At 44.4% G+C, this 18649-nt stretch carries 25 protein-coding genes; all 25 read right to left on the reverse strand.

Annotated elements, in window-relative coordinates; genetic code table 11:
* Positions 1-24: 24 nt before the first annotated feature.
* The 25 genes from rplR to rpoC all read right to left on the reverse strand — a co-directional run bounded on the left by rplR (position 25) and on the right by rpoC (position 18585).
* Positions 25-393, reverse strand: a complete 369-nt coding sequence (rplR, locus tag MHH46_RS28955; RefSeq protein WP_036680564.1) for a 50S ribosomal protein L18 — start codon at positions 391-393, stop codon at positions 25-27.
* 84 nt (positions 394-477) lie between these two features.
* The gene (gene rplF / locus MHH46_RS28960; protein WP_036680562.1) at positions 478-1020 is read right to left on the reverse strand and encodes a 50S ribosomal protein L6; all 543 of its coding nucleotides are present in this window, start codon (positions 1018-1020) and stop codon (positions 478-480) included.
* 30 nt (positions 1021-1050) lie between these two features.
* Positions 1051-1449 carry a 30S ribosomal protein S8 gene (gene rpsH / locus MHH46_RS28965; protein WP_036680560.1) on the reverse strand — a complete coding sequence of 133 codons (399 nt, stop codon included), beginning with the start codon at positions 1447-1449 and terminating at the stop codon, positions 1051-1053.
* Between the two features lie 32 nt (positions 1450-1481).
* Positions 1482-1667 (reverse strand): type Z 30S ribosomal protein S14, encoded by a 186-nt coding sequence (locus MHH46_RS28970; RefSeq protein ID WP_013312154.1) that lies wholly within the window; start codon positions 1665-1667, stop codon positions 1482-1484.
* 49 nt (positions 1668-1716) lie between these two features.
* Positions 1717-2259 (reverse strand): 50S ribosomal protein L5, encoded by a 543-nt coding sequence (gene rplE, locus MHH46_RS28975; protein WP_036680558.1) that lies wholly within the window; start codon positions 2257-2259, stop codon positions 1717-1719.
* A gap of 31 nt (positions 2260-2290) precedes the next feature.
* On the reverse strand, positions 2291-2644 hold the full coding sequence (gene rplX, locus MHH46_RS28980; protein ID WP_076099615.1) for a 50S ribosomal protein L24: 354 nt from the start codon (positions 2642-2644) through the stop codon (positions 2291-2293).
* A 48-nt stretch (positions 2645-2692) separates the two neighbouring features.
* Positions 2693-3061, reverse strand: coding sequence for a 50S ribosomal protein L14 (gene rplN / locus MHH46_RS28985; protein ID WP_036680556.1), 369 nt, complete (start codon positions 3059-3061; stop codon positions 2693-2695).
* Positions 3062-3099: 38 nt separating this feature from the next.
* Entirely contained in the window at positions 3100-3366 is a 267-nt protein-coding gene (rpsQ, locus tag MHH46_RS28990) for a 30S ribosomal protein S17 (RefSeq protein ID WP_036680554.1), read from the reverse strand.
* Between the two features lie 43 nt (positions 3367-3409).
* Positions 3410-3607 (reverse strand): 50S ribosomal protein L29, encoded by a 198-nt coding sequence (rpmC, locus tag MHH46_RS28995; RefSeq protein ID WP_019908232.1) that lies wholly within the window; start codon positions 3605-3607, stop codon positions 3410-3412.
* On the reverse strand, positions 3597-4031 hold the full coding sequence (gene rplP, locus MHH46_RS29000; protein WP_036680552.1) for a 50S ribosomal protein L16: 435 nt from the start codon (positions 4029-4031) through the stop codon (positions 3597-3599). The genes rpmC and rplP overlap by 11 nt, the downstream gene beginning before the upstream one ends.
* A 2-nt stretch (positions 4032-4033) precedes the next feature.
* Positions 4034-4699: a 30S ribosomal protein S3 gene (rpsC, locus tag MHH46_RS29005; RefSeq protein ID WP_038573452.1), complete on the reverse strand. Its 666-nt coding sequence runs from the start codon at positions 4697-4699 to the stop codon at positions 4034-4036.
* Between the two features lie 13 nt (positions 4700-4712).
* Entirely contained in the window at positions 4713-5045 is a 333-nt protein-coding gene (gene rplV / locus MHH46_RS29010) for a 50S ribosomal protein L22 (RefSeq protein ID WP_036680546.1), read from the reverse strand.
* Positions 5046-5078: 33 nt separating this feature from the next.
* A complete protein-coding gene (gene rpsS / locus MHH46_RS29015; RefSeq protein WP_036652940.1) occupies positions 5079-5357 on the reverse strand; it encodes a 30S ribosomal protein S19 in 279 nt (92 codons plus the stop codon).
* Between the two features lie 76 nt (positions 5358-5433).
* Positions 5434-6264, reverse strand: coding sequence for a 50S ribosomal protein L2 (rplB, locus tag MHH46_RS29020; RefSeq protein ID WP_036680541.1), 831 nt, complete (start codon positions 6262-6264; stop codon positions 5434-5436).
* Between the two features lie 29 nt (positions 6265-6293).
* Positions 6294-6587, reverse strand: a complete 294-nt coding sequence (gene rplW, locus MHH46_RS29025; RefSeq protein ID WP_036680537.1) for a 50S ribosomal protein L23 — start codon at positions 6585-6587, stop codon at positions 6294-6296.
* Positions 6587-7210 (reverse strand): 50S ribosomal protein L4, encoded by a 624-nt coding sequence (rplD, locus tag MHH46_RS29030; protein ID WP_036680536.1) that lies wholly within the window; start codon positions 7208-7210, stop codon positions 6587-6589. The genes rplW and rplD overlap by 1 nt, the downstream gene beginning before the upstream one ends.
* 25 nt (positions 7211-7235) lie before the next feature.
* Positions 7236-7859, reverse strand: a complete 624-nt coding sequence (gene rplC, locus MHH46_RS29035) for a 50S ribosomal protein L3 (RefSeq protein WP_036680532.1) — start codon at positions 7857-7859, stop codon at positions 7236-7238.
* Between the two features lie 42 nt (positions 7860-7901).
* Positions 7902-8210: a 30S ribosomal protein S10 gene (gene rpsJ / locus MHH46_RS29040; RefSeq protein ID WP_017692074.1), complete on the reverse strand. Its 309-nt coding sequence runs from the start codon at positions 8208-8210 to the stop codon at positions 7902-7904.
* A 225-nt stretch (positions 8211-8435) separates the two neighbouring features.
* On the reverse strand, positions 8436-9785 hold the full coding sequence (locus MHH46_RS29045; protein WP_076194814.1) for a globin-coupled sensor protein: 1350 nt from the start codon (positions 9783-9785) through the stop codon (positions 8436-8438).
* Positions 9786-10046: 261 nt separating this feature from the next.
* Positions 10047-11237 (reverse strand): elongation factor Tu, encoded by a 1191-nt coding sequence (gene tuf, locus MHH46_RS29050; protein ID WP_036680523.1) that lies wholly within the window; start codon positions 11235-11237, stop codon positions 10047-10049.
* A 109-nt stretch (positions 11238-11346) separates the two neighbouring features.
* Positions 11347-13425: an elongation factor G gene (fusA, locus tag MHH46_RS29055; RefSeq protein WP_036680521.1), complete on the reverse strand. Its 2079-nt coding sequence runs from the start codon at positions 13423-13425 to the stop codon at positions 11347-11349.
* 47 nt (positions 13426-13472) lie between these two features.
* Positions 13473-13943 (reverse strand): 30S ribosomal protein S7, encoded by a 471-nt coding sequence (rpsG, locus tag MHH46_RS29060; protein WP_036680520.1) that lies wholly within the window; start codon positions 13941-13943, stop codon positions 13473-13475.
* A 45-nt stretch (positions 13944-13988) separates the two neighbouring features.
* On the reverse strand, positions 13989-14408 hold the full coding sequence (rpsL, locus tag MHH46_RS29065) for a 30S ribosomal protein S12 (protein WP_036680518.1): 420 nt from the start codon (positions 14406-14408) through the stop codon (positions 13989-13991).
* Positions 14409-14541: 133 nt separating this feature from the next.
* Positions 14542-14793, reverse strand: coding sequence for a ribosomal L7Ae/L30e/S12e/Gadd45 family protein (locus tag MHH46_RS29070; RefSeq protein ID WP_038573459.1), 252 nt, complete (start codon positions 14791-14793; stop codon positions 14542-14544).
* A 180-nt stretch (positions 14794-14973) separates the two neighbouring features.
* Positions 14974-18585 carry a DNA-directed RNA polymerase subunit beta' gene (rpoC, locus tag MHH46_RS29075; protein ID WP_076130019.1) on the reverse strand — a complete coding sequence of 1204 codons (3612 nt, stop codon included), beginning with the start codon at positions 18583-18585 and terminating at the stop codon, positions 14974-14976.
* Positions 18586-18649: the final 64 nt, after the last annotated feature.

Consider the following 18649-nt stretch of genomic DNA (forward strand, 5'->3'; position numbering starts at 1 on the left):
GTTAACCTCCTTTTAAGAATTATTCTAGAATTCAAGACCAGCTTCACGAGCTGCATCAGCCAATGCTTGAATCCGTCCATGGTACAAGTAACCTCCGCGGTCGAATACGACCACTGCATATCCTTTTTCTTTGGCACGCTCAGCGACCAATTGGCCAACTTTCGCTGCAGCTTCAACGCTACCGCCATTACCGATATTAGCGCTCAGATCTTTATCAAGTGTAGAAGCGGATACGATAGTAACCCCTTTAACATCATCGATCAGTTGAGCGTAGATGTGTTTCGAAGAACGGAATACGTTCAAACGTGGACGCTCAGTAGTTCCCTGGATCTTCTTACGAACACGCAGGTGTCTTTTGAGACGAGCCTTGTTTTTATCTTCTTTTGTAATCATGACTTCCCTTTCACTCCCTTCAGTTTGCCGTAAACAGCTTCACTTTAAGATGCACGGGGTATCTTACAATTAAGTTTAAACTGGTTATTTCTTCTTACCAGCTTTACCTTCTTTGCGGATGATACGCTCGCCTTCATATTTGATACCTTTACCTTTATACGGTTCTGGTTCACGAACGGAACGGATTTTAGCAGCGTATGCGCCAACGCGTTCTTTATCGATACCTTTAACGATGATCTTCGTGTTCGCAGGAACTTCGAACTCGATACCAGCTTCCGGTGTAATTTCAACCGGGTGGGAATAACCAACGTTCAGAACGATTTTATCTCCGGATTTGCTTGCACGATATCCGACCCCAACCAGTTCCAGAGATTTCGAGAAACCTTCAGTCACACCTGCTACCATGTTGTTGACAACGGAGCGGGTTGTGCCGTGAAGTGAACGATGCAATTTGTTATCCGACGGGCGAACAACGGTAATTTCGTTATTTTCAACTGTAACCTTCATGTCTTTATGAAGCTCACGAGTCAAAGAACCTTTTGGACCTTTTACTGTAATAACGGCGTTGTCCAAAGTGACATCTACACCGCTAGGTACTGCGATTGGTTTGCGACCAATACGAGACATGTGTTGCACCTCCTTATCTTGTGACGTTTATTACCAAATGTAGCAGACAACTTCTCCGCCAGATTTTGATTGACGAGCTTCTTTGTCGGTCATAACTCCCTTAGATGTGGAGATAATCGCGATTCCTAGACCACCGAGTACACGAGGCACTTCATTGCTCTTCGTGTATACGCGAAGGCCTGGTTTACTGATTCTTTTCAAACCAGAAATAACACGCTCTTGGTTAGGGCCGTATTTCAAGAAGATACGGATAATCCCTTGTTTGCTATCTTCAACGAATTCCGCATCGCGGATGAAACCTTCACGCTTCAAAATGTCAGCGATTTGTTTCTTCATAGTAGAAGCAGGCATTTCTACCGTCTCGTGACGCACAATGTTAGCGTTACGAATACGAGTAAGCATATCTGCAATAGGATCAGACATAGTCATGTGTGTAAACCTCCTTCCCGTTTATAAACTTCTTACCAACTTGCTTTTTTCACGCCAGGGATCTGGCCTTTATAAGCTAATTCACGGAAACAAATTCTGCAAATTTTGAACTTTTGCAGTACCGAATGTGGACGACCACAACGTTCGCAACGTGTATATGCACGTACTTTAAACTTAGGCGTACGTTGTTGTTTAACTTTCATCGAAGTTTTTGCCACTTAGCCTGACACCTCCTAAACATTTTCGGAGAAAATGGATTAACCGACTTTATTTTGCGAAAGGCATTCCCAGCTGACCCAGCAGCTCGCGGGATTCCTCGTCCGTCTTAGCAGTCGTTACAATAACGATGTCCATACCGCGGACTTTATCCACTTTGTCATATTCGATCTCGGGGAAGATCAATTGTTCTTTAAGACCAAGTGTGTAGTTACCACGGCCGTCAAAGGCTTTAGTGGAAACACCACGGAAGTCACGTACACGTGGAAGTGTTACGTTGAACAATTTGTCCAGGAAGTAATACATACGCTCTCCGCGCAGTGTTACTTTAACCCCAATCGGCATATTTTCGCGTAGTTTGAAACCAGCGATGGATTTTTTAGCTTTAGTGATTACTGGTTTTTGACCAGCGATCAACTGCATGTCATTAACTGCAGCATCAAGTACTTTGGAGTTTTGAACAGCGTCACCCACACCCATGTTGATGACAACCTTCTCGATCTTAGGCACTTGCATAACAGTTGTATAGTTAAACTTCTGCATCAAAGCAGGTGTAATTTCGTTAAGAAAACGTTCTTTCATTCTTGCTGCCATGAAGATTTAACCTCCTTTCTTAAGGGCTAGATTAGTCGATAATCTCTCCGGATCTTTTAGCAATCCGAACTTTTTTACCATTGTCCAAAACTTTGTAACCGATACGGGTTACTTTGCCGGTCTTCGGATCGATGTGCATTACGTTGGACACATGAATCGAAGCTTCCTGCTCAATAATTCCACCCTGTGGATTCAGCTGGTTCGGCTTTTGGTGTTTTTTCACCATATTGACGCCTTCTACCAGAACGCGGTTTTCACGAGGATAAGCAGCGATGACACGGCCTTTTTTGCCTTTGTCTTTACCACTGATCACAAGCACCACGTCATCTTTCTTCACGTGCAGTTTATTGTTATGGGATTCCAGAACTTTTTTCACTCTAGGCATTTATTACACCTCCTATAACTAACCTTCAACTTATTGGTGCCGTGTTTATTAGATAACTTCCGGTGCCAAGGAAACGATCTTCATGTAGTCTTTATCGCGAAGTTCGCGAGCAACTGGTCCAAAGATACGTGTTCCACGAGGGCTTCTGTCGTCTTTAACAACAACAGCTGCATTTTCGTCGAATGCGATGTAAGATCCATCTTTACGACGAACGGAACGTTTCGTACGAACAACTACCGCTCTAACAACATCACCTTTTTTGACAACGCCGCCTGGTGTTGCTTGTTTAACGGAACAAACGATCAAATCACCGATTGCTGCTGTACGGCGTCCAGTACCACCCAGTACGCGGATACACATCAGTTCCTTCGCACCAGAGTTGTCAGCCACATGCAAACGTGTAAATGGTTGAATCATTATAATTTCCTCCTTCCGGAAAAACTCTCTTGATTATCTTAGATGATAACCGCTGCTTCTACCACTTCAACTAGTCTCCAACGTTTGTCCTTAGACAACGGACGAGTTTCCATGAGTTTTACGGTATCGCCAATCTTTGCAACATTTCCCTCATCATGTGCTTTGAATTTCTTCGTAGACTTGATGCGTTTGTGGTACAAATTGTGTTTCTTATAGGTTTCAACAGCAACTACGATGGTTTTATCCATTTTATCACTGACCACTTTACCGATTAGCACTTTACGTGCATTACGTTCTTCACTCATTAGTTAGCCTCCTTCCTGAATACGGATCTGCGATCCGTCTCACTTAACTAATCCCAAGCACTCTTTGATGGATCACGGTTTTAGCACGAGCTATTTCCTTACGCACGTCACGAATCCGAGTTGGGTTGTCCAATTGGCCAGTTGCCAATTGAAAACGGAGATTAAAAAGTTCCTCTTTGAATCCAGCGATCTTTTGTTCAATCTCAGCAGTGGTTAAGTTGCGAAGTTCATTAGCTTTCATTTGCTTCACCACCCAATTCTTCACGTTTCACAAACTTAGTCTTTACAGGCAGCTTGTGAGCGGCAAGACGCATCGCTTCACGAGCGATTTCTTCCGACACGCCTCCGAGTTCGAACATAATCTTGCCCGGTTTAACTACGGCTACCCATTTCTCAACGTTACCTTTACCACTACCCATACGAACCTCGAGAGGCTTTTGAGTAATAGGTTTATCTGGGAAAATCTTGATCCAAACTTGACCGCCACGTTTGATATAACGTGTCATCGCGATACGAGCAGCTTCGATCTGACGGTTAGTGATCCAAGACGGTTCAAGTGCAACCAGGCCGAATTCGCCGAAGTTCAATTCAGTACCGCCTTTTGCCATACCCTTCATGTGTCCGCGTTGTTGCTTGCGGTGTTTTACGCGTTTTGGTACCAACATGATTAGTTGCCTCCTTCCTGAGCAGCTTGTTTCTTAGCTGGGGGAAGAACTTCTCCACGGTAGATCCATACTTTTACGCCGATAAGACCGTAAGTTGTATGTGCTTCAGCCGTTCCGTAATCGATATCGGCACGAAGCGTATGAAGTGGAACTGTTCCTTCGCTATAACCTTCTGAACGAGCAATCTCAGCTCCGCCAAGACGTCCGCCCACTTGAGTTTTAATCCCTTTTGCGCCAGAACGCATAGTTCTTTGAATCGCTTGTTTGAGGGCACGACGGAACGATACACGACGTTCCAATTGTTGAGCAATGCTCTCAGCTACAAGAATTGCATCCAATTCAGGGTGCTTGATTTCATTGATGTTGATGTGTACTTTTTTGCCACCAGCGATTGCTGTAACTGCGCTGCGAAGTACTTCTACTTCTGCTCCGCCTTTACCAATAACCATACCTGGTTTAGCTGTATGAATTGTAACGTTCACGCGGCTAGCCGCTCTTTCGATCTCGATATGGGAAACAGCGGAATCCTTCAATTTGCCTTTAAGGTATTCCCGGATTTTGACGTCTTCCATCAGAAGAGTACCGAAATCTTTTCCTGCATACCATTTAGATTCCCAATCGCGAATAATACCGATTCGGAGTCCGATTGGATTTACCTTTTGACCCACGTGTTATCCCTCCTTATTTCTCAGATACCACCAGTGTAATGTGGCTCGTGCGTTTATTGATCCGACTTGCGCGGCCCATGGCGCGCGGACGGAAACGTTTCATAGTAGGTCCTTGGTTAACGAAAACCTCGCTAACGAACAAACTGTTCACGTCCAAAGAATAGTTATGCTCAGCATTCGCAATTGCCGAATTAAGCAACTTTTCAACGACCGGAGAAGCGGATTTCGGAGTGTGGCGAAGAATAGCAATTGCTTCCCCCACTTGCTTACCGCGAATCAAGTCAACAACCAGTTTCGCTTTACGAGCGGAAATTCGCACCGATCTTGCATGTGCTTTTGCTTCCATTGTTTAACCTCCTTTCAAACAGAGACCTTATTATTATCTTCTTGTTTTCTTATCGTCACCCGCGTGGCCTTTGTAAGTACGTGTTGGCGCGAACTCGCCCAACTTGTGACCTACCATATCTTCTGTTACGTATACAGGCACGTGTTTACGGCCGTCATATACACCAAACGTATGTCCGATAAACTGAGGGAAAATGGTTGAGCGACGGGACCAAGTTTTAACAACAACCTTTTTCTCAGCCTCGTTCAGTTCCTCAACTTTTTTAAGCAGGTAGCCATCGATAAACGGCCCCTTCTTTAAACTGCGACCCATGTGTGAATCCTCCCTTCATCCGGTTCTTCAAACCGCGAATCGACGCTTCGCGCTTTATTAACTTGCCAGAAGCGTCTTATTTAGTGCGGCGGCGAACGATATATTTATCAGATGCCTTGTTTTTCTTACGCGTTTTGTAACCAAGGGTTGGTTTGCCCCATGGAGACATTGGCGATTTACGTCCGATTGGAGCGCGACCTTCACCACCACCGTGTGGGTGATCGTTAGGGTTCATTACTACCCCGCGAACTTCAGGACGACGGCCCAGCCAGCGACTACGTCCAGCTTTACCGATTTTGATCAATTCGTGATCTTCGTTACCTACGGAACCGATAGTTGCACGGCATACGCTAAGGATCTTACGAACCTCACCGGATGACAAACGAACGGAACAGTATTTTTCTTCTTTACCAAGCAATTGAGCTTCTGTACCAGCTGCACGAACCAATTGTCCGCCTTTACCTGGTTTCAACTCAATGTTGTGGATAACTGTACCTACTGGAATGTTCTCCAGTGGAAGACTGTTACCAATTTTGATGTCAGCCGCAGGACCGGACTCTACTTTATCCCCAACTCTTAGACCTTTAGGAGCGATGATATAACGTTTCTCTCCATCAGCATAGTGGATCAAAGCAATATTAGATGTGCGGTTCGGGTCATACTCGATTGTAGCAACGCTACCTGGTATGCCGTCTTTAGTCCGCTTGAAGTCGATAATACGGTATTTACGTTTATGTCCGCCGCCATGGTGACGAACCGTAATTTTACCTTGGTTGTTGCGTCCCGCATGTTTGAACAGCGGAGAAAGCAACGATTTCTCTGGCTGGTTTGTTGTAATTTCTTCAAACGTAGACACGGACATAGCGCGTCTTGCCGGAGAGGTCGGTTTGTACTTTTTGATTGGCACTGTAGTTCCCTCCTTACTTCAACAGAGTATTATTCTACCGCTTCAAAAAATTCAAGCGGTTTGCTGTCCGGGCTAAGCTTAACGATGGCTTTTTTCCACTCTGGAGTGTAACCAGAATATTTACCATAACGTTTCAGTTTGCCAGGTACACGCATTGTGTTCACATTAGTTACTTTTACTTTGAAAATAGCCTCGACAGCTTTTTTGATTTCGGTTTTGTTAGCACGGATATCCACTTCAAAAGCGTATTTCATTTCGCTCATGTAGTCGGAAGTACGTTCCGTAATCACCGGACGTTTGATAATATCACGAGGATCTTTCATTACGCGAACACCTCCTCTACCTTCAGAACTGCTTCTTTAGTGATGATCAGTTTGTCGTACGTCAGTACGTCAAGAACATTAATGCCGTCAGCCGCTACGAATTTCACCCCAGGGATGTTACGAGCGGAAAGTGCTACGTTATCATCATAGCTAGTAGCTACGATCAACGCTTTACGATCTACTTTCAGGTTGTTCAAGATTGCTGCGAATTCTTTCGTCTTCGGAGCATTCATTGTCAAGCTATCCAATACGATAATGTCATTCTCGAGTACTTTCGAGGACAAAGCGGATTTGATCGCCAAACGACGAACCTTCTTAGGCAGTTTCCAGGAATAGCTACGTGGTGTTGGTCCGAAGACAACGCCGCCGCCTTTCCATTGTGGAGAACGAATGGAGCCTTGACGAGCGCGACCTGTACCTTTTTGTTTCCAAGGTTTACGTCCACCGCCACGAACTTCAGAACGTCCTTTTACTTTGTGTGTACCACGACGTAGGGAAGCTCTTTGCATAAGCGCAGCTTCATGTAGAACGTGCTCATTCGGTTCAATACCGAATACTGTATCGCTCAGTTCCACTTCACCAACTTCGTTGCCACTAATATTAAAAAGTGTTACTTTTGGCATTTCATGTTCCTCCTTTCTTCAATAATTATTTCTTAACGGTTTGTTTAACTTTCACGAAGCTGTTTTTAGGACCTGGGATAGCGCCTTTAACCAGCAATACGTTACGTTCAACATCAACCTTGATAATTTCAAGCTTTTGAACCGTAATAGTCGTGTGACCCATATGTCCTGGAAGGCGTTTGCCCTTAGGAACACGGTTAGCTTGGATAGAACCCATGGAACCCGGTCTTCTGTGGTAACGCGATCCGTGTGCCATTGGTCCGCGGCTTTGTCCCCAACGTTTGATGTTACCTTGGAAACCTTTACCTTTAGATGTACCAGTTACGTCAACAAATTCGCCCTCAGCAAAGATATCAGCCTTCAGCTCTTGTCCAACCTCGAGAGACCCGAGATCAACACCGCGAATTTCACGAACGTAGCGCTTAGGTGTTGCATTTGCCTTTTTGGCGTGACCCTGTTCAGGCTTATTGGAACGTTTTTCTTTTTTATCAGAAAAGCCCAATTGCACTGCTTCATATCCGTCGATATTCAGGTCTTTCTTTTGCAGTACTACACAAGGTCCTGCTTCGATAACAGTAACAGGAATTACGTTACCTTCTGGAGTAAACACTTGAGTCATACCGAGTTTTTTTCCTAAGATACCTTTCAATGTTGACACCTCTTTTCTTTTCCTAAATTACTTAAAATAGAATTACAATTTGATTTCGATATCTACACCGGACGGTAGATCCAAGCGCATCAAGGCATCCACAGTTTGTGGTGTTGGGTTCACAATATCGATCAAACGTTTGTGAGTCCGTTGTTCAAACTGTTCACGGGAATCCTTGTACTTGTGTACCGCACGGAGAATAGTAATGATTTGCTTCTCAGTTGGTAACGGAATCGGCCCGGACACACCTGCACCCGAACGTTTTGCTGTTTCAACAATCTTCTCAGCGGATTGATCAAGAATTCTGTGGTCGTATGCTTTCAAGCGAATACGAATTTTTTGCTTTGCCATTTTAGTCCCTCCTTCTATCGCCCAATTTGGTATCGGACATACTCCGTGAAAATTTTCTGACCTCGTCCCCATGGCAAAGGGGCCGGGTGTGTCAGTAACCTCTCACATCATCGCAACGTCTCAGAACAACATTTATTATTATATATAATAGGCAGCAGTATTGCAAGCGAAAATAGAAAAACAACGCATATTTTTTTCATGCGCTGTTCTTCTACTATATATATGTTAAAGATTCTCTGTGGCAGACTTAAAAAACTCTGCGGAGGAAGCAGTCTGAGCCGTTGCTGTTCCGATCCCCTCGATGGTTTGGATTAAGGTTCTTATTTCTTCTTCCACTATTACAATCTCCTGTGTACTGCTACGCATAGCGTCTACAATATCAGAGAACAAAAGACTAGTCTCAACCGATTGGTGCTTCCCATTCTTAGTTAACTCCTGCACCTTACGAATCTCTTCTACAACCTGCTGAGTGAGTAGACCTGATTTATTTGTTAGCTCTACGATCTGAATTACAGTACTCTTAGTATCCTCTGCAAGCCGGCTAACTTCTTGAGCAACCACACTAAAACCTCTACCATGCTCACCGGCTCTAGCGGCTTCAATCGTTGCATTAAGTGAGAGGATTTTAGTCTGATCGGCAATTTCCCTTACTGAGTTCACAATTTTTTGAATTTGCTTAGAGGAATCGCTTAACTCAATGATCGAGTCTTCCATCTCACTGGTGGTCTGATATATAAGATTAATTTGCTCAGTCAAATCACCCAAGTGTTCATGCCCATCTGTAGCTAATCCCTGTGACTCCAGAGCGGATGCAGCCGTACGTTGGAATGTTCTACTTACTTCATTGCTGCTTGCCACTAGCTGCTTCACAGCAGCATTAGTATCGATGCTATAATCTATCAATTCAACGCTAAACTCTGAAATTTTTTGTTTTAATTCATTTTTCACCAATAGATATTGCTCTTCCTTCTCTTTTATGTTCTCCTTCTCATATTCTTCTAGAACCAGCTGCTGCTCAAGGTTAAGGAGCTTGGTCACGGTCTGAACCACTCGAAGGCGTGTATTATCATCGTTTGTTTCATTATATATAACGCGTATAAATACGTTCTGAAGATTCTGAAAAGCAGATAAATACCATTTAGGCTCAAGCCCTACTTTTTTATGAATATTAGCGATCATTAGACGCTTTGCTATGTACTCATCATCAACCTTTCCATTAAAAATCTCTAGAATATGACCACGAAGAGTAGTTTTCAACCTCTCTATACTGCTATGCTCTAAAATAATAGCTTCAAGTTTATTTACGCCTAATACCGAATTGTAAAATTGATCAATGATATAGTCTATATTCTGCTCAACAACAGGTTTCACCCTGCGTAGTAAGTTCAAATCTGCTTCAGTTAGATCAATCATTCTCATCTGCTCGTTAAGCTCACCATGTCCCTCCAGCTTATGAAAAGACTCTGCCACAGAATGATTCTGATCCTTGAAGTCTAAGGAATGAGAGGCAGGAGAATCTACATTATTATTACGTGCATTTAACGCATGCATGAAGGAAAAAGGACATTTCCCCATATTACCACTCTCCCACAATTCCTATTATTTTACATTATTATTCCTCCTTCATTTTACTCTATCATTAGTATAATTGTAAACAATTGATTGTTGTAATTTGACGAATTATGTAGAAAAAGATCATATTGTTATGCTTTATTATCAATTGGTGTCGAATATTAAATCTTTCTCAGAAAAAAACAAAAAAAGCCCCTGATTCTCCGCAAGAAGAATCAGGGGTGTTTGTAATTCGGAATCTACCCGCAGATAGAAGTCGAATTATTATTTTTGGATAGAAGCTACGCTACCAGCACCAACTGTACGGCCACCTTCGCGAATGGAGAATTTAGTACCTTCTTCAATAGCGATTGGGGAGATCAGTTGTACGGTTACGGAGATGTTATCACCAGGCATAACCATTTCAGTACCTTCTGGCAAGTTGATGATACCAGTTACGTCAGTTGTACGGAAGTAGAACTGTGGACGGTATCCAGTGAAGAAAGGCTTGTGACGGCCACCTTCTTCTTTTGTCAGAACGTAAATTTGAGCAGTGAACTCAGTGTGTGGTTTAACGGAGTTCGGCTTAGCCAATACTTGGCCACGCTCGATCATGTTACGGTCAACACCACGAAGCAATGCTCCGATGTTGTCCCCAGCTTGAGCGGAATCCAGCAATTTACGGAACATTTCTACGCCCGTAACTACGGATTTCTTAGTATCTTCGTGAATACCAACGATTTCGATTTCTTCTCCGACTTTAACTGTTCCGCGTTCTACGCGACCAGTTGCCACAGTACCGCGGCCAGTGATGGAGAATACATCTTCGACAGGCATCAAGAAAGGCTTGTCAGTTTGACGCTCAGGAAGTGGAATGTACTCATCGATTGTTTCAAACATTTCGATGATTTTTTTAGCGTAATCGCCATCTGGGTTTTGCAGAGCTTCACGAGCAGAACCACGGATGATTGGAGTATCGTCGCCTGGGAAGTCATACTCGCTAAGCAAGTCACGAACTTCCATTTCAACCAATTCCAACAACTCTTCGTCTTCAACCATGTCGCATTTGTTCAAGAAGACAACGATGTAAGGAACGCCTACTTGACGGGACAACAGGATGTGCTCGCGAGTTTGTGGCATTGGGCCATCAGCTGCGGATACAACCAGGATAGCTCCGTCCATTTGCGCTGCGCCAGTGATCATGTTTTTAACATAGTCGGCGTGACCAGGGCAGTCTACGTGAGCGTAGTGACGGTTAGGAGTTTCATATTCAACGTGGGAAGTGGAGATTGTGATACCACGTTCGCGCTCTTCAGGAGCTTTGTCGATTTGATCGAATGCGATAGCTGCGCCACCGTAAGTTTTGGACAATACAGTAGTGATTGCAGCAGTCAGAGTCGTTTTACCATGGTCGACGTGACCAATAGTACCGATGTTAACGTGCGGTTTGTTACGTTCAAACTTTGCCTTTGCCATTTGAACAGTTCCTCCTTAATGTGGGGTTCCTTATATTTGAGCCGCCCGCATACGTGTAATCTTAGATGACTGAGTGTTTATACCCGGGACGGCAAGTTAAAACTGGTAATTATTCAGCGCCTTTGTTCTTTGCAGCGATCTCTTCCGCAATGGATTTAGGAACTTCTTCATAGTGAGAAAGCTCCATTGAGAATACGCCACGTCCTTGTGTACCAGAACGAAGTGTTGTAGAGTATCCGAACATTTCGGAAAGAGGCACCTTAGCACGGATAATTTGCGCTCCACCACGGGAATCCATACCTTCGATACGGCCACGGCGGGAGTTCAGCATACCCATTACATCACCCATATATTCCTCAGGAACAGTTACTTCTACTTTCATGATTGGCTCAAGCAGGACAGGCTTACACTTGTCTTTAGCTGCTTTGAGTGCCATCGAACCGGCAATTTTAAATGCCATTTCGTTGGAATCGACATCATGATAAGAACCATCTACGATGGTAGCTTTAACGTCTACTAGCGGGAAGCCAGCAAGTACGCCGTTTTTCATTTGTTCTTCAATACCCGCAAGTGCAGGAGCGATGTACTCTCTAGGAACCGAGCCACCAACAACTTTACTTTCGAATTTGCTACCAGTACCTGGTTCGAGGGGTTCAAACTCAACCCATACGTGACCGTATTGACCACGACCACCAGATTGGCGTACAAATTTACCTTCGACGCGAGCAGGTGCCTTGAACGTTTCGCGGTAAGCAACCTGTGGTTTACCCACATTGGTTTCTACTTTGAACTCACGACGCATACGGTCGATGATGATGTCCAAGTGAAGTTCACCCATACCAGCCAGGATTGTTTGGCCTGTTTCTTCATCAGTGTGAGCACGAAGAGTTGGATCCTCTTCAGTCAACTTTCCGAGAGCAACGCCCATTTTATCTTGGTCAGCTTTAGTTTTTGGTTCAACAGCGATCTCGATAACTGGATCAGGGAAGTTCATTGATTCCAGAATTACTGGATTCTTCTCATCACACAGTGTATCACCTGTACTGGTATCTTTCAAACCAACAGCAGCTGCGATGTCGCCAGAATACACGATGGAAATTTCTTGACGGCTGTTCGCATGCATTTGAAGGATACGACCAATACGTTCACGCTTGTTCTTAGTTGCATTAACTACGTATGATCCAGACTCAAGTACGCCTGAGTAAACACGGAAGAACGTAAGTTTACCAACATAAGGGTCTGTCATGATTTTAAATGCCAAAGCTGCAAACGGCTCTTCATCCGAAGAGTGACGAACAGCTTCTGTACCGTCATCAAGATGTCCAGTAATAGCTGGAACGTCAAGAGGAGATGGCAAGTAATCAACAACAGCATCCAGCATAAGCTGAATCCCTTTGTTTCGGTAGGAAGATCCAGCAATTACAGGGAACAATTTAACTTCAACTACGCCTTTGCGAATTGCAGCTTTAATTTCCGGAATTGTAATTTCTTCGCCTTCCAAATACTTCATAGTCAGATCCTCATCAAGTTCAGCAACTTTCTCGATCAACTCGAGACGCAGCTCCTCAACTTTGGCCAAATATTCTTCCGGAATATCCGTTACTTCGATGTTTTGGCCCAGATCATCTCTGAACATGTGTGCTTTTTGCTCAACTAGGTCGATAATACCAGTGAAATCACTTTCTGCACCAATTGGCAATTGAATAGCAACTGCATTGGCTTGAAGGCGATCACGCATAGTTTCGATTACGTTAAGGAAATCCGCACCGATAATGTCCATTTTGTTTACATATGCAATCCGGGGAACGTTATAACGGTCAGCCTGTCTCCATACGGTTTCAGACTGAGGCTCAACGCCCTCTTTTGCACTAAATACACCAACTGCCCCATCCAATACACGCAGGGAACGTTCAACTTCAACAGTGAAGTCAACGTGTCCTGGGGTATCAATGATATTGATGCGGTGACCTTTCCACGCAGCAGTCGTAGCAGCGGACGTAATCGTGATTCCGCGCTCTTGTTCTTGCTCCATCCAGTCCATTGTAGCAGCACCCTCGTGAACTTCACCGATTTTGTGCGTACGGCCTGTATAGAAAAGAATCCGCTCTGTGGTAGTTGTTTTACCAGCATCAATATGCGCCATGATCCCGATGTTACGTGTATTTTTTAAGGAGAACTCTCTAGCCATGAAATGGATCTCCCTTCAAAATATAAGTTATTTGAATGACCTTTATCCTACCAACGGTAGTGAGCGAACGCTTTGTTTGCTTCAGCCATTTTGTGTGTATCTTCACGTTTCTTAACAGAAGCGCCTGTGTTGTTGGAAGCGTCGATGATCTCAGCCGCCAAACGCTCTTCCATAGTCTTCTCACCGCGGTTGCGAGAGTAGTTTACGAGCCAACGTAATCCCAGAGCAGTACGTCTCTCTGGTTTAACCTCGATAGGTACTTGATAGTTAGCACCACCGACACGACGAGCTTTGACTTCCAAAACCGGCATGATATTCTTGATGGCAGCTTCGAAAACTTCCATCGGATCTTTACCCGTACGTTCTTCAATCAATTTGAATGAATTGTACAGAATGCTTTGAGCGACACCTCTTTTACCACCCAGCATAATGCGGTTAATCAAACGAGTAACCAACTTGCTATTATACAACGGATCTGGCAATACGTCTCTCTTTGTAACTGGACCTTTGCGTGGCATGGATATCCCCCTTTCTTAAATGTTTATTATTCAGATATTGTTATCTTACTTCTTAGCTTTAGGACGTTTTGCACCGTATTTAGAACGAGCTTGCATCCGGTTAGCTACACCTGCTGTATCCAAAGCACCACGAACGATATGGTAACGAACCCCTGCAAGGTCCTTTACTTTACCTCCGCGAAGTAATACAACACTGTGCTCTTGTAAGTTATGTCCGATACCCGGGATATAAGCTGTTACCTCGAGACGGTTCGTCAAACGAACACGGGCATATTTACGAAGCGCTGAGTTTGGTTTACGTGGAGTCATTGTGCCTACACGAGTGCACACACCGCGTTTTTGCGGAGCGCTCAAATTTGTAGCCTCACGCTTGAGGGCGTTATACCCTTTTTGAAGAGCGGGAGATTTAGATTTTTCGATTTTGGCTTGACGGCCTTTACGAACCAATTGGTTAATTGTTGGCATGTTGTTGCCACCCCCTTCCTGAAATGATAGTCGATTTAAGAACTCTAAGCCCACAGACCCAGGCGGTTCATAAAAAGACAAATGAAAAGTTCTTGCCGCTGGTGTTCACCCCAGTACAAAAACATTTCTGTAGCTATTGTTTTAAGACGGCTGCCATCGCAGCGCCAACTTCTATTCCGCAGGCCTTGCCCAAATTCAGCATCGTATCCACATATGTGATCTTAACACCTTGTTTGTTACAAAGCAAAACTATCCTGGAAGTAAGCCTTTGATCTCCGTCCTCTGCCACATAGACTTCTGCGGCTAGGCCCAACTCTACCGCCTTGACGGTTTGTTTGGTACCGATCTTGACCTGAGCATCCTGTAGTCCTCTATCATCAGTCATTCTCTTTACCTCCAATGAACAAGGATAACATGGCTACTCACGCACCTTAGACATTTTAGCATTATCAATAGATGGTGTCAAGAAATTCAGCAACAATTTTTATAGAAATTATACACAGCAGAACACTCATGCCACACCTATGAGTAGGTATGACATGAGCACACTACCATGATTGCTAATTTATTCAGCAGGAACCGTCTCTAAAGATTCAAGTTCGCTTTCTGCATTTGGATCACTTAGCTTAACGTTACGGTAACGGTTCATCCCAGTACCTGCAGGAATCAACTTACCGATAATAACATTTTCTTTAAGTCCAAGCAACTTATCTACTTTACCTTTGATAGCAGCGTCTGTTAGGACACGAGTAGTTTCTTGGAATGATGCAGCTGACAAGAAGGAATCCGTTTCAAGAGACGCCTTGGTAATACCGAGCAAGACTGGTTTAGCAACAGCAGGCTCTTTACCAGACAAGATAGCTTCCTTGTTAGCACCTTCGTACTCATGAATATCCGCAAATGCACCTGGCAACAGACTTGTGTCACCTGCGTCAATGATACGGATCTTCCGAAGCATTTGCTTGATCATAACTTCAATGTGCTTATCATTGATCTCAACGCCTTGGTTACGGTATACACGCTGTACTTCTTGCAGAATGTAGTTTTGTACCCCACGGATCCCTTTGATACGCAGCATTTCTTTAGGGTCAATCGAACCGTCTGTCAGCTCATCGCCGGCTTCGATTTCTTGGCCTTCGCTAACACGTAGACGTGAACCATAAGTAATGGAATAAGTCTTGGATTCTGCTTCACCTTGAACCTCGATTTCGCGACGGTCTTTGGTTTCACGGATTTCCTTGATTACGCCATCGATCTCACTGATTGTAGCTTGACCTTTAGGGTTACGAGCTTCAAACAACTCCTGAATACGCGGCAAACCTTGAGTGATGTCATCACCGGCAACACCGCCGGTATGGAACGTACGCATTGTAAGCTGGGTTCCTGGTTCACCGATAGATTGTGCGGCAATAATACCAACTGCTTCACCAATCTCAACGTGTTTACCAGTTGCCAAGTTACGTCCGTAACATTTCTTACAAACACCATGACGGGCACGGCAGCTCAGTACAGAACGAATTTGCAGCTTAGTTACACCTGCGTTTACAATTGCCTCCGCTTTATCGGAGTCAATCAAATCATTGCGGTGAACAATGATTTCGCCTGTTTCTGGGTGACGAACAGTTTCGAAGCAGTAACGACCTTCAATACGGTCATACAGATCTTCGATAACTTCTTTACCATCCTGAATACGACTAACTGTGAAGCCTTTATCGGTTCCACAATCTTCTTCACGGACAATAACGTCCTGGGCAACGTCAACAAGACGACGAGTCAGATACCCTGAGTCAGCGGTACGAAGTGCGGTATCGGCAAGACCTTTACGCGCTCCGTGAGTGGAGATAAAGTACTCCAAGACGGTAAGACCTTCACGGAAGTTCGCCTTGATTGGCAATTCGAAAATCCGACCTGAAGGTGTTGCCATCAGACCACGCATACCACCCAGCTGAGTGATCTGCGATTTGTTACCACGCGCTTTAGAGTCAACCATGAGCATGATAGAGTTGAAACGGTCCATCGACTTAAGCAGGATGTTCGTAAGATCATCCTTAGTCTTCGACCAGATCTCAATAACACGGTCATACCGTTCGTCATTGGTGATCAAACCACGGCGATATTGGTTAGCAACCACATCAACCTTAGCTTCAGATTCTTTCAGGATGGTAACTTTCTCCTCAGGAACAATAACGTCCGACACGGCAACTGTAACACCAGAACGTGTGGAGTAAGTGAATCCGAGTTGTTTGATTTTATCCAAAATCATAGAAGTTTTGGTTGTGTGATAAGTTTCAAAACAACGAGCAATAATCAGACCCAGATATTCTTTACCTACAGCACTGGCTTCTGGAGCGGATTCAATCAGCTCGCGAATGTTCGCGCCTTTTTCGTAGATAAAGTATTTCTCTGGTGTGCCGTGCAGCAAGTTAGTTTTGGTTGCTTCGTTGATATAAGGGAAACTACTTGGGTAGATTTCATTAAAAATGATCTTACCGACCGTAGTAATCAACATTGCATTTTGTTGTTCTTCCGTAAAGCATGTTTTGCCAAGTGCTTTAGCCGGAATAGCAACACGAGCATGAAGTCCTGCAGTTCCGCGTTGGTAAGCTGATACAGCTTCGTTAACGGTACGCAGAATCATACCACTACCCTTTTCTTCCTTGTTATCCATGGTCAAGTAGAAAGTACCAAGGACCATATCCTGGGAAGGTGTTACAACTGGCTTACCGTCTTTAGGGTTCAAGATATTACCAGATGCAAGCATAAGAATGCGTGCTTCCGCTTGAGCTTCTGCAGACAGAGGAACGTGCACCGCCATTTGGTCACCGTCAAAGTCGGCATTGTACGCCGTACATACGAGTGGGTGAAGACGAATAGCGTGACCTTCCACCAAAATCGGTTCAAATGCTTGAATACCGAGACGGTGAAGTGTTGGTGCGCGGTTTAGAAGTACTGGGTGTTCTCTAATTACTTCTTCGAGTACATCCCAAACTTCAGGACTTACGCGTTCAACTTTACGTTTCGCGCTCTTTATGTTGTGGGCAAGGCCCTTATTAACCAATTCTTTCATAACAAAAGGCTTGAACAATTCTAACGCCATTTTCTTAGGAAGTCCGCACTGATACATCTTGAGGTACGGTCCTACTACGATAACGGAACGTCCAGAGTAGTCAACCCGTTTACCGAGCAAGTTCTGGCGGAAACGTCCTTGTTTACCTTTCAGCATATGGCTGAGCGATTTAAGCGGACGGTTACCAGGACCGGTTACCGGACGTCCCCGACGGCCGTTATCGATGAGAGCATCGACAGCTTCCTGGAGCATCCGTTTTTCGTTCTGCACGATAATGTCAGGAGCACCGAGATCAAGCAGTCTTTTCAGACGGTTGTTCCGGTTAATAACACGGCGATAGAGATCATTCAAATCAGACGTAGCAAAACGGCCACCATCCAACTGAACCATCGGACGAAGCTCCGGAGGAATAACCGGAAGAACATCCATGATCATCCAATCAGGCTTGTTGCCGGAGTTACGGAATGCTTCAATGACTTCCAGACGTTTGATCGCCCGGTTACGGCGTTGGCCTTGGGCCGTACGCAGTTCTTCTTTGAGGAATTCCAGCTCTTTATCAATGTCGATATCTTGAAGAAGCTTTTTAACAGCTTCAGCACCCATGCCGGCTTGGAAACCATAACCGTATTTTTCACGGTAGCTACGATATTCTTTCTCGGACAGAAGTTGTTTCTTTTCCAGTGGAGTTTCACCTGGATCCGTTACAACATAAGATGCGAAATAGATAATTTCTTCAAGTGATCTTGGAGACATATCTAGTGCAAGCCCCATGCGGCTTGGGATACCTTTGAAATACCAGATATGAGATACCGGAGCAGCCAATTCAATGTGACCCATACGTTCACGACGAACTTTAGCACGGGTAACCTCAACGCCACAACGGTCGCAGACTACGCCCTTATAACGGACACGTTTGTATTTACCGCAATGACATTCCCAGTCTTTTTGTGGTCCAAAGATACGCTCACAGAAAAGACCCTCTTTTTCCGGTTTCAATGTACGATAGTTAATGGTTTCCGGTTTCTTAACTTCTCCGCGGGACCATGAACGAATCTTCTCCGGAGAAGCGAGTCCGATTTTCATAAATTCAAAATTGTTAACGTCCAACAAGGAGCAACCCTCCTTAACCTAATCCTGATTTAGTACCGCTTTGCCCTCTTCTGACTGTTACATC

It is taken from the genome of Paenibacillus sp. FSL H8-0175 (genome assembly GCF_045040615.1).
Taxonomy (GTDB): domain Bacteria; phylum Bacillota; class Bacilli; order Paenibacillales; family Paenibacillaceae; genus Paenibacillus_AQ; species Paenibacillus_AQ odorifer.